General features: G+C 59.2%; 11 protein-coding genes. 1 reads left to right on the top strand and 10 read right to left on the bottom strand.

Annotation, left to right across the window (positions count from 1 at the left end; translation table 11 throughout):
• Window positions 1-97: 97 nt before the first annotated feature.
• From ELE36_RS07760 to ELE36_RS07715, 10 genes are all read right to left on the bottom strand, one after another.
• Complete coding sequence (locus ELE36_RS07760; RefSeq protein WP_129832524.1) at window positions 98-1,147, bottom strand: PIG-L deacetylase family protein; 1,050 nt, start codon at window positions 1,145-1,147, stop codon at window positions 98-100.
• A complete protein-coding gene (locus ELE36_RS07755) occupies window positions 1,144-2,427 on the bottom strand; it encodes a glutamate-5-semialdehyde dehydrogenase (protein WP_129832523.1) in 1,284 nt (427 codons plus the stop codon). Before ELE36_RS07755 ends, ELE36_RS07760 begins: the two co-directional genes overlap by 4 nt.
• Before the next feature lie 4 nt (window positions 2,428-2,431).
• Complete coding sequence (gene proB, locus ELE36_RS07750; protein WP_129832522.1) at window positions 2,432-3,607, bottom strand: glutamate 5-kinase; 1,176 nt, start codon at window positions 3,605-3,607, stop codon at window positions 2,432-2,434.
• On the bottom strand, window positions 3,604-4,920 hold the full coding sequence (gene argH / locus ELE36_RS07745) for an argininosuccinate lyase (RefSeq protein WP_129832521.1): 1,317 nt from the start codon (window positions 4,918-4,920) through the stop codon (window positions 3,604-3,606). The genes proB and argH overlap by 4 nt, the downstream gene beginning before the upstream one ends.
• Window positions 4,913-5,884, bottom strand: a complete 972-nt coding sequence (gene argC / locus ELE36_RS07740) for an N-acetyl-gamma-glutamyl-phosphate reductase (RefSeq protein WP_129832520.1) — start codon at window positions 5,882-5,884, stop codon at window positions 4,913-4,915. Before argC ends, argH begins: the two co-directional genes overlap by 8 nt.
• 2 nt (window positions 5,885-5,886) lie before the next feature.
• A complete protein-coding gene (locus tag ELE36_RS07735) occupies window positions 5,887-7,203 on the bottom strand; it encodes an acetylglutamate kinase (RefSeq protein ID WP_129832519.1) in 1,317 nt (438 codons plus the stop codon).
• A complete protein-coding gene (locus ELE36_RS07730) occupies window positions 7,190-8,293 on the bottom strand; it encodes an acetylornithine deacetylase (RefSeq protein ID WP_129832518.1) in 1,104 nt (367 codons plus the stop codon). Before ELE36_RS07730 ends, ELE36_RS07735 begins: the two co-directional genes overlap by 14 nt.
• Window positions 8,286-9,497, bottom strand: coding sequence for an argininosuccinate synthase (locus ELE36_RS07725; protein ID WP_129832517.1), 1,212 nt, complete (start codon window positions 9,495-9,497; stop codon window positions 8,286-8,288). Before ELE36_RS07725 ends, ELE36_RS07730 begins: the two co-directional genes overlap by 8 nt.
• An 89-nt stretch (window positions 9,498-9,586) precedes the next feature.
• Window positions 9,587-10,591 carry an N-acetylornithine carbamoyltransferase gene (locus ELE36_RS07720; RefSeq protein WP_129832516.1) on the bottom strand — a complete coding sequence of 335 codons (1,005 nt, stop codon included), beginning with the start codon at window positions 10,589-10,591 and terminating at the stop codon, window positions 9,587-9,589.
• A 280-nt stretch (window positions 10,592-10,871) separates the two neighbouring features.
• Entirely contained in the window at window positions 10,872-11,423 is a 552-nt protein-coding gene (locus ELE36_RS07715; RefSeq protein ID WP_242512388.1) for a glycine zipper 2TM domain-containing protein, read from the bottom strand.
• A 293-nt stretch (window positions 11,424-11,716) separates the two neighbouring features.
• Here ELE36_RS07715 and cysS point away from each other — a divergent pair, with 293 nt between their 5' ends.
• The gene (cysS, locus tag ELE36_RS07710) at window positions 11,717-13,123 is read left to right on the top strand and encodes a cysteine--tRNA ligase (RefSeq protein WP_129832515.1); all 1,407 of its coding nucleotides are present in this window, start codon (window positions 11,717-11,719) and stop codon (window positions 13,121-13,123) included.
• Window position 13,124 lies beyond the last annotated feature (1 nt).

The following is a 13,124-nucleotide window of genomic DNA, read 5'->3' as shown; positions in this document are numbered from 1 at the left end:
GCCGTTGCCACGTACAAACGAAAGCCCGCAAACGCGGGCTTTTTGTTGATGCTGTAGATCGACAACAAGCAGATCACTGCAAAAGAACTGGCACTCGCTAATGGTTTTCGCGTGTCGCCTCGAACCATCCGGCGCGATCGAATACCATCAGGCCGCGACGTTTTTTCTGGCGTTTGGCGAATACCACGTCGATCTTCGCGCCGAGTTCCGGCTGCAGCACCAACAGCGTTGCTTGCGTATTGACGGAGATTTGCAGCTGCCCGATCACGCGATCGGTATGCTCATCATGCAGCGTCCGCGTACCAGCGGACAACGGCAAATCCAGACGCGCATGCAGACTCGCTCCTTCGGCGGTCAGCAATGCGAGCAACAACTCTTCGCCACGGCGAACTCTTCCTCGCAGATGCACGAGCAATTCTCCAGCACGCCATTCGGCATGATCGTGCGCCGCCGAACCTGCATCGTTGATCGTGGCGGTGATAAAATATTCGTGCGGTTTCGCGAAACCAAGAAAGCGTTTTCCGCTAAGTCGCACTTGTGTTTCATGCGCCGCAATCGCTTCGCGCTTGCGTTGAATCTGCGGCGACGTGAGCGTGAGTACACGTGTGCTCGGCAATTCAGTCAGGTCGGTATGGACGAGATAACTCAGCACCTCGATCGCCGTTGTCGGATCGGCGTGTTGCATCGCGATGCGTGCGAGCACATGCGTCGCGCTGTGATCGGGATGGCGATCCTGCAGTCCCGGAACCACCAGACGGGTCGAGCGAAATTCGCGTAACTCACCGACCAGCGTCTGCATCAATTCGCTGTCAGCACGCATCAACAATTCGGTCAGACCGGTATCCGGAAACCCAAGGAAACGCACGTGATCATCGGCCACGCCAAGAATGCGCAACGCCTGTTGTGCTTCTGCGCGTCTGCGTGCGCCCCAACGCATGCGTTCGGCAGCGCCGATGACCCAACGTTTTTCGATCCAGCGCTGCGGCCACGGATTATTGTCGCCATCGGTGAACAACAACACGCGCACTGCAGCACCGGCGGCGAGCGATGCCTGGATCAAACCGCCCGAGGATAACGATTCGTCATCAGGGTGCGGCGCGAGGATCAGCACACGATCCTGCGCGGTGATCGATAAGAGCTTACTCACCGCGTTGCAATCGCTACGATGGGAGTTTGCGGATGACGAATCTGACCGTCGCCATGCACGACAAAACGCTCGATCGTCAGCGACTCCGCGCCCATCGGCCCGTACGCATGCAGGCGCGTGGTCGAGATACCGATTTCGGCCCCGAGGCCAAGTTCGCCGCCATCGCTGAAACGCGACGAGGCGTTCACCATCACCACGGCGGAATGCAGTCCGGCGATAAACGTCTGCGCCGCACTCGCATCAAGGGTCGCGATGACTTCGGTATGATCCGAACCGAAGCGGCGAATATGCACGATTGCCTGACCGAGATCGTCGACGAGTCGAACCGCGATTTTCAGATCGAGAAATTCTGCGGCGTAATCTTCGTCGCTGACCGGCAACGCATTCGGCATCAAGGGACGACTTTTTTCGCAGGCGCGCAGTTCAACGCCGCGCTCGCTCAGTGCGGCCGCCGCGCGCGGCAAAAACTCTTGAGCCACATCGGCGTGCACAAGCAAGGTTTCAAGCGCATTGCATACGCCGGGCCGCGTGGTCTTGCCGTCGATCAACAACCGCAGCGCGAGATCGAGATCGGCCTGCGCATCCACGTACAAATGGCACACACCCTTGTAATGCTTGATCACCGGCACACGCGCATGCTCGGCCACAAAACGAATCAGCCCTTCGCCGCCGCGCGGAATCACCAAGTCGACGATATCGACCAGCTGCACCAGTTCCAGAATATTTTCGCGGCCGGCATCGTCGAGCAAAGTCAGCGCCGCGGCATCGATACCGAACTCGGTCATAGCCAATTGCAAGGCGTTCGCAATCGCGCGATTCGAATGTCGCGCTTCCGAACCACCACGCAGAATCACACCGTTGCCAGCCTTGAGGCACAACGCGGCGGCGTCGGCCGTGACGTTCGGCCGCGCCTCGTAAATCATCGCGATCACACCGAGCGGCACGCGCACTTTTTCGATGCGCAAACCGTTTGGCCGGATGCTGGTCTGGGTGATCTGGCCGACTGGATCGGGCAGATCGGCGATCGCATGCACGGCCGCAACGATCGCCGCCATGCGGGTTTCGTCGAGTCGCAATCGATCTAGCATCGCGCCGCTGGTGCCGTTGGCTTGCGCCGCACGCAGATCCTCGGCATTCGCTCTCAATACCTGCGCGCTGGCATCTCGCAGCGCATCGGCCATGCGATGCAGCAACGCAGTTTTTTGTACGGCATCCAGTTTCGCCACAGCCGGAGCCGCGGCGCGGCAAGCCAGTGCGCGTGATCGTACGGTTGAACTCATATGTTTATTTTAGCATTGACGCTGATGGCGCGGGATCGCAGGCCACCAGATCGTCGCGATGCACCACACTATCGCCATAGCTGTAGCCGAGCAGCGTTTCGATTTCGCGCGTGTGTTTGCCGGCGATGCGACGGATTTCACTCGCCGCATATTGGCTGATGCCACGCGCGATCACTTGCTGAGTATGTTCGTCGCGCAAGTAAATCTCCACCATATCGCCGCGCTTGAATTCACCTTCGGCGGCGACAATGCCACCCGGCAACAACGACGCGCCGCCCGCTGCGAGCGCGCGCGCCGCACCTGCATCGACAACAATGCCGCCGACTTCCGCCGGCGCATGCCGCAGCCAGTATTTGCGTGCCTGCAAATGCGTGCCGCTAGCGCGAATACGCGTGCCCCGCAAGCGATCCTGCGCGAGTAGTCGCAGGCATTGCGCGTCGGTGCCGTTGAACAATACCGTGTCGATTCCAGCAGCGGCGGCCTTGGCGGCGGCTTCGAGCTTGGTGCGCATGCCGCCGGTACCGCTGATGCTGCCGGCACCACCAGCCATCGCCAGAATTTGTGGCGTGATCGCAGCGACATCAGCGATTGGCTGCGCATTAGGATCGGTGCGCGGATTGGCCGAATACAAACCGTCGATATCGGTGGCGATCAGCAAAACATCCGCATCCACCAACGCAGCGACGATCGCGGCAAGATTGTCATTGTCGCCGAGCTTGAGTTCCTCGACCGCAACGCTGTCGTTTTCATTCACCACCGGCAATACATCGAGACGCAACAATTCGCGCAAGGTGGCCCGCGCATTCAGGTAACGACGACGATTGCGCAGATCATCGTGAGTCAGCAATATCTGCGCGGTCGGCCGGTCAAAAAAACGCTGCCACAACGCGATCATTTTGGTCTGGCCGACAGCCGCCAGTGCCTGGCGCGCAGCGAGCGTGGTGGCCTCGGCGCCACGCTCGCGCAGGATCGCGCGACCGCCCGCCACTGCCCCGGAAGAAACCAGCACGACCTGTTTGCCATCGGCGTGACACGCAGCAATAAACTGCGCGATACCCAGCGCATAACGCGTGCTCAAACCGCCATCGCTCGCGGCCAGCAAACTGCTACCGACTTTCAGCACGCAGCGACGCCACGGCGGCAAGGCCTGCTCAGACATCGGCGTAGGCACGATGTTCATGACGCCACGACGGCCAGCGATTTTTTCGCCTGCGCAAGACGCTGCGCGAGTTCATCCAGCAGCAAATCGCCCGCCGCACCCGGCGATATCCGCGCGGCGAGACTCTGTTCCGGCGTGCGCCCTGCCCCGCTTTGATCCGCGGCATTCGCGGCATGTTTGTAGGCATCGCGAAACGGCACGCCGGCTTGCGCGAGCTCGACCGCGAGATCGGTCGCATACATCGATGGCTCGATCGCTGCACGCATGCGCGCCGCATTCCACTGCAAGCGCGCGAGCAGATCAGGCGTCAGTGCGAGCGCAGCCAGACCGCGACTGAAACCATGAAACACCGCGCCCTTGCTGATCTGCAGATCGCGCTGATAACCCGACGGCAACGACAGCAATTGTTCGATCTCGCAACGTGCCGCCGCGACCGACGCGTAAGTTGCACGCATCAATTCGATCACATCGGGATTGCGCTTGTTCGGCATGATCGAACTGCCCGTGGTGTATTGCGCGGGCAGCTCGACGAAGCCGAATTCGGCGGTAGTGAACAAGCTCAGATCCCATGCGAGCCGACGCAGGTCGAGCAGCGCCGATGCGAGTGCTTCGAGCGCTGCCATCTCGAATTTTCCACGCGAAAGCTGCGCATAAATCGGGCTGATTTGCAGGCGCGAAAAACCCAGCGCCGTTGTCGTGTGTCCACGATCCAGCGGCAGGTTCACACCATAACCCGCAGCGGTACCGAGCGGATTGGCATCGATCCAGTCGCGCGTCTGTCGCGCGCGTTCGGCGTTGTCGATGAACGCTTCGGCGAACCCGGCAAACCACATCGCGGTAGATGAGACCACAGCGCGCTGCAGATGCGTATAACCCGGCAGTGGTAGCGATTCGCTGGTCGCGCGGCGCAGACAAATATCAGCGATCGCCAGGCAATACGCGTGCAAATTTTCAAGCTGCGATTTCAAATACAAACGACTCGCGACCAGCACCTGATCGTTGCGACTGCGCCCGGTATGCACCTTGCGACCAGTATCGCCAAGTCGCTCGATCAGACGTGATTCGATCGCCGAATGCCCGTCTTCATAACGATCGTCGAGCACGAATTTTCCGCTGCGGAAATCCTCGCCAAGTAGTGCGAGTTCGCGTTGCAATCCGGCGCTTTCCTCGGCATTGAGAATCGCGATGCGCTCGAGTCCTTGAACATGCGCCGTGCTGGCCTGGATATCGAACAGGAACAGCTCGCGATCAAGCAGCACATCATCGCCCGCGAGAAATTTCATGATGCGCGCATCGATCGCGACGCCATCCTTTTGCCACAACAAATCACTCATGAACGTTTCCCGATTCGATGACGATGCCGCTCAGCTCATCCAGCCCCAGCGCAAGATTGATGTTCTGCAGTGCCTGCGTCGCTGCGCCTTTGAGCAGGTTATCCAGCGTGGCAACCACGACCAGTCGCTGACCGTTTTGGTCGAGCACAAATCCGCCGATATTCGTGTGATGTTTGCTGGCATTTTGACTGACCCATGGCACATCGTCCTGCACATTTATCAGCGCCTGATCGGCATACTTCTCGCGATAACGCGCAAGGATTTCATCACGCGTGAACCGACGTGCCAGATGCAGATTTACGGTCATGTTGATGCCGCGAAAAAACTCGGCGACATGCGGCATGAACTCAACAGCTAGACCAAGATGTCGCGTTACTTCACGCTCATGCACATGCCCGATCAGCGCGTACGGCATGAGATTATCCTGCAGTTTTTGCGGATCGTTCTTGTCCGATGGCGTGGTGCCCGCGCCGCTATAACCGGAGACAGCAAAACACTGCGGTGCGTCGGCTAGCACATCACTCATCGGCGCAATCGCGAGTTGCATCGCCGTGGCGTAACAGCCCGGATTGCTGATGCGACGTTGACCGGAATAATTCTCGCGATACAGTTCGGGCAAGCCGTAGAACCACGCCGCATCGAAACGATAATCCGCACTGAGATCGATGATCAGTGTTTGCGGCGCGCAGCGTACCAGCGCGGCGACATAGTCGTGCGCCTTGCCGTTCGGCAGCGCGAGAATCACCACGTCCGCACCGCGTTCGGCGACTGCTTCCGCGTCGAGAGTTTCGTAGACCAGCGCTCCGGAAAATGCGGACACGCTGGCGGCAACCGGCTGGCCGACGAGCTCGCGCGAACTCACGAACACCAATTCCAAAACGGGATGCGCGGCGATCAATCGAATCAGCTCGATACCGACATAGCCCCGTGCGCCGACGATGCCGACCGTGATTTTTTGCGTCATGCTCATCCCTTCAATGTCGCCGGCCGCGTTCGACAATGTTCGACGCACCAAGCGATCTCGGTGAAGTCGGTCAAGCCGTACCAGAACACATTCCACTTCTCGCCCTTGATGCAGCCGTCGGCTTCTTCGAAATAAAACTCGTTGACTGGATTGTCGGCGCGCGCACGCCAGAAAAGCCGCGGATTTTCGTCGCGCATCACTTGCCACGCGGCACGGCCAAGACCTTCACCTTGCGCATCGTCGGCAACCGCGAACTTGTCCAGATGAGCGATGCCATTTTCCACTGTCAGCAATAATGCCGCACGATATTTTTCGCTGACATAGGCGCGATGCAGCTCAGTGCGCTTGAAATAATCCGGCAGCAGCTTACGCCGAAAACCGGACTCGATCAGATGCTTGAGTTTGTCCAGATCGAGCTGTTTCCAGCGCGTCACACGACGGATTTTTTCACCACGGCGCAGCAACGTGCCGGAGCCGCGATGCGTGAATAATTCCTTGGCAAGTTCTTCGGGTTTGGTGATCGACACCGAAGACGATAACGGCAATTTATCCAGCAGATCGTGGATCTGTTCGATCTTCAAACGCATGCCCGAATGCAGCCACGGTTGCTGCATGAGCGCCTCGTATTCGGTGCTGAGGTTGATCGAATCGATCACGTTTTGTTCGCCATCGAGCAGGCCACCGGTGCCGCTAAGAAAAATGATCTTGTACGGCTTGAGCTTAACCACGAGTTCGTTCGCGGCGAAGTCGGCGTTGATGTTGAGTATCTGCCCGCCGGGCGTTTCGCCGAGACTGGCGATCACCGGAATTGAGCTCGCCTTGAGGCTGGCTTCGATCGGCGCGAGATTGACGCGCGTGACTTTGCCAACCAGGCCGAATTTGCGTCGATTCAGAAAGTCCGCCTCGAACACGCCACTGATCACCGAGGTCGCGCGCGAACCGGTCTGCTGCAAGGCCTCCACCAGTTTCAGGTTTTCCTGCTGAAACACCCGCCGCACCACGGCCAATGCTTCGGGTGAAGTCACACGCAAACCATCGACGATCGGCGTCTTGATGCCGGCGTCGGCGAGCTCTTCGTTGAGCTGCGGGCCGGCGCCGTGGATTACGATCGGAGTGAGCCCGACCTGCTGCAAAAACGCCAGCGATGACGTGAGGTTTTCCAGATCGTCCTTGAGCACCGCGCCGCCGACCTTGACCACCGCAAAACGCGAGGCATCGAGCTGCGAAAAACGTTTGAGATATTGCTGGATTTCCTTCGCGCTGGCCATGCTGCTGAGCAGCCGCACGATGGTCGAGCGCGTGTTTTTATGCGCGTCCATGATCGATGATCCTTTGGTAACTTTCGGTGACTTGTTGCAGCTGATCGAGTGCGACCCATTCATCCGCGGTGTGTGCCTGCGCGATGTTGCCCGGACCGTACACGAGTGCGGTCAAACCAGCGGCGGAAAACAGCGAAGCCTCGGTCCAGAAATCCACGGCGTTGCCGATCGGCAATTCAAGTTCATCGGCCAGGTCGCGCGCTTCGAGCCGACGCGCTTCGGCGTGGGCGATATCACCGGCCGGCAGCGTTGGCCCACGAAACAGCGCATCGAACTGGATGAGGCCGGACGCATCGGCAAAGTCGCGAAATACCGCCAACAGTTCATCAATACCTTGTGACGGTAGCGGGCGAAACCCGAAACGCAACTCCGCCGACGGCGCGATCATATTGGCCTTGATGCCACCTTCGATGCGACCGATGTTGAAGCGCAGGCCGGACAATCCGCCGAAGCGTGCGTGCTGCTGCGCCTCGACAAAATCCAGCGCGCGCTGGCCCCAGCGGATTGCCTGATGCAAGGCGCTATCGTGCAAAGCGCGTTCGCCGGAAGCGTGTCCGGTATTGCCCTGGAATCGCATCAGCACCGAGCAGATGCCGCGATGCGCGAGCACCGCGTGCGCCTCGGTCGGCTCGGCCACAACGACACGCTTGAAACCATGATCGCTCGCGAGAAACGCCGCGATGCAACGTGCATCATTCGCTTCTTCGTCGCTGGAAAACAGCAGCGCGACATCGCCTTTCGTGCGCGCGATCGCTGCAAGCATGCACGCCGCTGCACCTTTGATGTCGCAAGCGCCCAAGCCGATGGCGCGATGCTCAGTCACGTGCAGATCGTGCGGATCATGCGTCCACGCTGGCGAGCGCGGCACCGTGTCGAGATGAAAATTGAACAGCAGATCGGGTGTGCCGCGCACCGCCAGCATGCTCACCGCACCCGCGCCGTGATCGATCACTTCGATACGAAAATCCGGCAGTACCGAACGCAGATAATCGAAGATGCCGTCCGTGCCGATCGCGCGCGGCGGATTCTGCGTGTCGCAGGCAACCAGCGCACGCAGATGTACCAGCGCGGCGGCGAGTGAATCATTCATGCGTGAGACCCCGATTCACTTCAGCCCACAGCGTCGAGCTTTGGCCGTATAAACGGATAAATCCTTCAGCCTCGGCGACACCCCAATCGGCCGCCTGCGCATAGGTTGCCTTGGCGGTTTGCAGCAGATGCGGCGACTGCAGCGCAATCGCGTCGACCTGCACACCGCGTGTTTCCAGCGTCACGGTGCCGTTGACCATACGCTGGCTTGATGCGAGATACGCTTCGAGATCATGCTTGAGCGGATCGTAGAAAAACCCTTCGTAAACCAGTTCGGTCCACTTGCGCCCGACCTCGGGCTTGAAGCGATTCTGCGACTTGGTCAACACGGCTTCTTCGAGCGCACGATGCGCGACATGCAGCGCGGTCAACGCTGGCGCCTCGAACAAAATTCGACCTTTCAGGCCGATCGTGGTATCGCCGGTATACAAACCGCGACCGACGCCGTAACGCGCGAATTCGCGATTCAACGTCGTCAGAATTTCCGCGCCCGCAGTCGCCGTGCCGTTCAATGCGACGGCAATGCCGTGCTTGAATTCGATCTCGACCTGCAACGCTTCTTTTGGCCAATCCGCCGGTTTCGCGCACCAGCCTTCGACACCGCTGCCGGGTGCTTCCCAGCGATCAATTTCGCCGCCTGACATGGTCACACCGAGTACGTTTTCATTGATCGTGTAAGCCTTGACCTTGGCCCGCACTTCGTAGCCGCGTTCTTCGAGATAGGCTTGTTCCCAAGCACGAACTTCTTTCACGTCACGCTGGATTTCGCGGATCGGCGCGACGATTTCGTAGTCGCCAAGCGCTTTCACCGTGAGATCAAAGCGCACCTGATCGTTGCCCATGCCGGTGCAGCCGTGCGCGAAATATTTCGTGCCGAGTTCGTCGCAGAGTTTGAGTGATTCCTTGACGATCAGATAACGATCCGACACCAGCAACGGATACTGGCCCTGATAGAACTCACCGGCCCAGATCAGCGGGCGCACGAACTCGTCCCAGATGGCTTGGCCGGCATCGACGGTGCGATGTGAGGCAACGCCCAACTCATGCGCACGCGCTTCGATGTAGGCGCGTTCTTCCGCCGATACCCCGCCGGTGTCGGCGAACATCGTGTGGACGCGGTAGCCGCGTTCGATCAGCCACGGCACGCAGAAGCTGGTGTCGAGGCCACCGGAAAAGGCGAGGACGATATCTTTGGCAGAGGACATACGTGATTCCTGTTTTCAGATCGGCAATAAGGAAAAAATAATGGGAATGAATAACGAGATGGGGATCTGCGCGCGCCGCGTCTATTGCGCTAGCGAACCATCAACCGCGCCATCACCGCCTTCTGCACATGCAGTCGATTTTCGGCCTCGTCGATCGCGATGCAACGCGGTGAATCCATCACCGCATCGGTGGCCTTGATGTTGCGGCGTAGCGGCAGGCAATGGCTGAAAACGGCGTTGTCGGTGAGCGCCATCTTGGCCTCATCGACCATGAAATGCCGGTGTGCTTCGCGGATCGGTTTTTCCTGCTCCCATCGCCCGAAATACGGCAACGCACCCCAGCTTTTGGCGTAGATCACATGCGCGTCGCGATAGGCCGATTCGACATCGTGGCTGATCGTCAACGAGCCACCGTTTTCGACGGCGTTCTGTTTGGCGAAGTCCATGTAGCGCGGATCGAGTGCGTATTCCGGCGTCGGGCACAGCAACGTCACATCCATGCCGAAACGCGTCGCGATCATCAGCGCCGAATTCGCGACGGCAGTATTCAGCGGCTTCGGATGGTAGGTCCAGGTCAGTACGTATTTGCGATTTTTCAACTCGCCGAGATGCTCTTGCAGCGCGAGGATATGCGCGAGTTCCTGGCACGGATGAGTGATCGTTTCGAGATTGATGATCGGCACGGTCGCGTATTTCGCAAAACTCTTGAGCACACGATCTTCGCGATCCACCGCCCACTGCTGGAACTTCGGAAATGCGCGCACGCCGATCATGTCGACATAGCGCGACAACACGCGCGCGACTTCGGCGATGTGCTCCTCGGCCTCGCCATCCATCACCGTGCCGACATCGAACTCGATGCCCCATGCATCCTTGCCCGGCTGCAGCACCACGGCGTGACCACCGAGCTGCTGCGCACCGAGTTCAAAACTGGTGCGTGTGCGCATCGACGGATTGAAGAACAGCAACGCAATGCTGCGGCCTTCGAGTTCGCGGCCGAACTTGTTGCGCTTGAACTCGGCGGCCTGCGACAGCAGCGTATCGAGCTCGCTGCGAGTCCAGTCCTGGGTATTGAGAAAGTGGTGAATGGTCATGGCAATAGTTTCCGCAGGCAAGATTTCCAAAGGCTGAAACGCAAAAAACCCAGCGCAAAGGCTGGGTTTTTATCGAGACAAAATGATGACGTCCGAGTTACCCAGCGATCAGCAGAGTAGCGGTCGGCGGGCACGCGACGTCATTCCGGCAGCCATGTAGGCGCTCGTCAGACAATCGCTGGTGGTCGGAATCAGGTTCATTGCGTAATCATGACCGGAGTTATTGCGCGATGCAACATCGGCGCTTGTGAAAGTTGCGAACTAGCGATTTTGACGGCGACTATTCCGCCGGCAAAACGCTGACACGAACGCGCATGCGATCACCCGGATCGTAACTCACACGCGACATGTAGACTTCGCCGCGATAGCGATATTCCACATCGTAGGCAACGATCCGTTGATCGGGAATACTGTCGTCGGGAACCTCAATGCAGTGCGTTTCGGTTGCGGTGTATGAGCCATCGCCGCCGCGCGATACGCCATTGCCAACCGCGCCACCGACCACCGCGCCGGCCACGGTCGCGGCCCTGCGGCCATCGCCCTTGCCGATGGTATGCCCGAGTACGCCGCCGACGATCGCACCAATAACCGTGCCGCCACCGCTGTTTGAGCGGCGTTCGGAACGCTGCACCGGCACTTCATCGCACTCCTCGTGCGTACCTTGACCACGCGCGGATTCGTGCACCGGATCGACGCGCAATACATCGGCCCAACCGAAATGCACCGCATCTTCGGCAGCAGCCGGCGCGCCATCGTTGGCTTGTTCTTGCGCCGATCCGACGCCTGCCAAAAGCAGCAGCGCCAGCATCAGAATCGCATGGGACAACAACATTCTCACTGTATTCTCCGCAGTTCGGACGAGCGGTTATGTATCGAGAGGATGCTTCCGTGATCCGAACCTGATCGTTAATGCGGCGATGACGGAGCTCATCAAATACGGCTGAGTCCAACCTCCTGCCATCGCGCCGAACGCAATTTAAACATTTCCCGGCTGAACCGTGGCTTAGGTGAATCCGTCGTCGGAAAAGCCCGGGAATGGCGCGGCATTGAGCGATTCAGGGAATGCCAGCCTGCGTGCTTTCGGGCCGGCCTGCTAGAATATTGCCTGACCAACGGCAACCCACCATGAAGCTGAAACTGCATAACTCGCTGACGCGTCGTATCGAAGAATTTACCCCGCAAAACCCCGAACGAGTGACGATGTATCTGTGTGGGCCTACGGTCTACAACTATGTGCATATCGGCAATGCGCGCCCGGCGGTGGTGTTCGACCTGCTCGCGCGACTGCTGCGGCGCCAGTATCCGCAGGTGGTGTATGCACGCAACATCACCGACGTCGACGACAAGATCAATATCGCCGCGACTGAACAAGGCGTGCCGATCGGCACGATCACGGCAAAATTCGCGCAGGCCTATCGTGAAGATATGGCCGCGCTCGGCGTGGCGCCGCCAGATATCGAACCGCATGCGACCGAACATATCCCGCAGATGATTGCGATGTGCGAGCGCCTGATTGCCGATGGTCATGCGTATGCCGCCGAAAATCATGTGCTGTTTTCGGTCGATTCCTATCCGGCCTACGGCCAGCTATCGGGCCGCTCGACCGAAGACATGATCGCCGGTGCGCGAGTCGAAGTGGCGCCGTATAAAAAATCGCCGGGCGATTTTGTGTTGTGGAAACCCTCGACGCTGGATCTGCCCGGATGGGATAGCCCGTGGGGTCGCGGTCGGCCAGGTTGGCATATCGAATGCTCGGCGATGTGCGAGGCGCATCTCGGTGACACCATCGACATCCATGCCGGCGGCATCGACCTACAGTTTCCGCATCACGAAAATGAAATCGCGCAAAGCACCTGCGCGCATGGTGGAAAAATATTCGCGAAGTATTGGCTGCACAACGGCATGCTCAACATGGACGGGCGCAAGATGTCGAAGTCGCTCGGCAACGTGCTGCAGTTGCACGAGCTGCTGAAGCTGCATCCGCCGGAACTGCTGCGTTTTCTGCTGCTCAGGGCGCAATACCGCCAACCCGCCGACTGGTCCGAAAGCGCACTGAAGCAAGCGCGTGCAACCTTAGATGGCTGGTATGGCGCGCTGCGCGATCTGCTTGATGTGCCTGTCGATCCGCGTGACGAAGTGGTGCCGACGGATTTTGAAGCCGCACTATGCGATGATTTGAATACGCCCGAGGCGTTCGCGATTTTGTCGCGCTTGGTAGATGACACACGCAAGGCGGCAACTCCCGAGCAACGGACCAGCGCGAAAGCAAAACTGCTCGGTGCCGCGCATTTGCTGGGATTGCTCACGCTGCATCTCGATCCGCAGGCGTGGTTCCAGCAAAATGCTGCGGGCGACGAGAGCGATGTAGCGCAGATCGAACAACTCGTTGCCGCACGTCAAAGCGCAAAACAAGCGAAGGACTTCGCCCTCGCCGATTCGCTGCGCGCACAGCTCCTCGCGCTGGGTGTCGTGGTCGAAGACAGTGCACAAGGACCGCGCTGGAAACGAGTGAGCATTGATGAGCTCGCTTGAA

This window comes from Pseudolysobacter antarcticus (assembly GCF_004168365.1).
Taxonomy (GTDB): Bacteria; Pseudomonadota; Gammaproteobacteria; order Xanthomonadales; family Rhodanobacteraceae; genus Pseudolysobacter; species Pseudolysobacter antarcticus.
Note: the sequence above shows the minus strand (reverse complement) of the source record. Positions and strands in the feature narration are given on the sequence as shown.

What these genes read in the sequence shown, in the direction of transcription:
- ELE36_RS07755 (WP_129832523.1), bottom strand. Translation starts at nt 2,427, where the DNA reads ATGAGTTCAACCGTACGATCACGCGCACTGGCTTGCCGCGCCGCGGCT.
- proB (WP_129832522.1), bottom strand. Translation starts at nt 3,607, where the DNA reads ATGAACATCGTGCCTACGCCGATGTCTGAGCAGGCCTTGCCGCCGTGG.
- argH (WP_129832521.1), bottom strand. Translation starts at nt 4,920, where the DNA reads ATGAGTGATTTGTTGTGGCAAAAGGATGGCGTCGCGATCGATGCGCGC.
- argC (WP_129832520.1), bottom strand. Translation starts at nt 5,884, where the DNA reads ATGACGCAAAAAATCACGGTCGGCATCGTCGGCGCACGGGGCTATGTC.
- ELE36_RS07735 (WP_129832519.1), bottom strand. Translation starts at nt 7,203, where the DNA reads ATGGACGCGCATAAAAACACGCGCTCGACCATCGTGCGGCTGCTCAGC.
- ELE36_RS07730 (WP_129832518.1), bottom strand. Translation starts at nt 8,293, where the DNA reads ATGAATGATTCACTCGCCGCCGCGCTGGTACATCTGCGTGCGCTGGTT.
- ELE36_RS07725 (WP_129832517.1), bottom strand. Translation starts at nt 9,497, where the DNA reads ATGTCCTCTGCCAAAGATATCGTCCTCGCCTTTTCCGGTGGCCTCGAC.
- ELE36_RS07720 (WP_129832516.1), bottom strand. Translation starts at nt 10,591, where the DNA reads ATGACCATTCACCACTTTCTCAATACCCAGGACTGGACTCGCAGCGAG.
- ELE36_RS07715 (WP_242512388.1), bottom strand. Translation starts at nt 11,423, where the DNA reads ATGTTGTTGTCCCATGCGATTCTGATGCTGGCGCTGCTGCTTTTGGCA.
- cysS (WP_129832515.1), top strand. Translation starts at nt 11,717, where the DNA reads ATGAAGCTGAAACTGCATAACTCGCTGACGCGTCGTATCGAAGAATTT.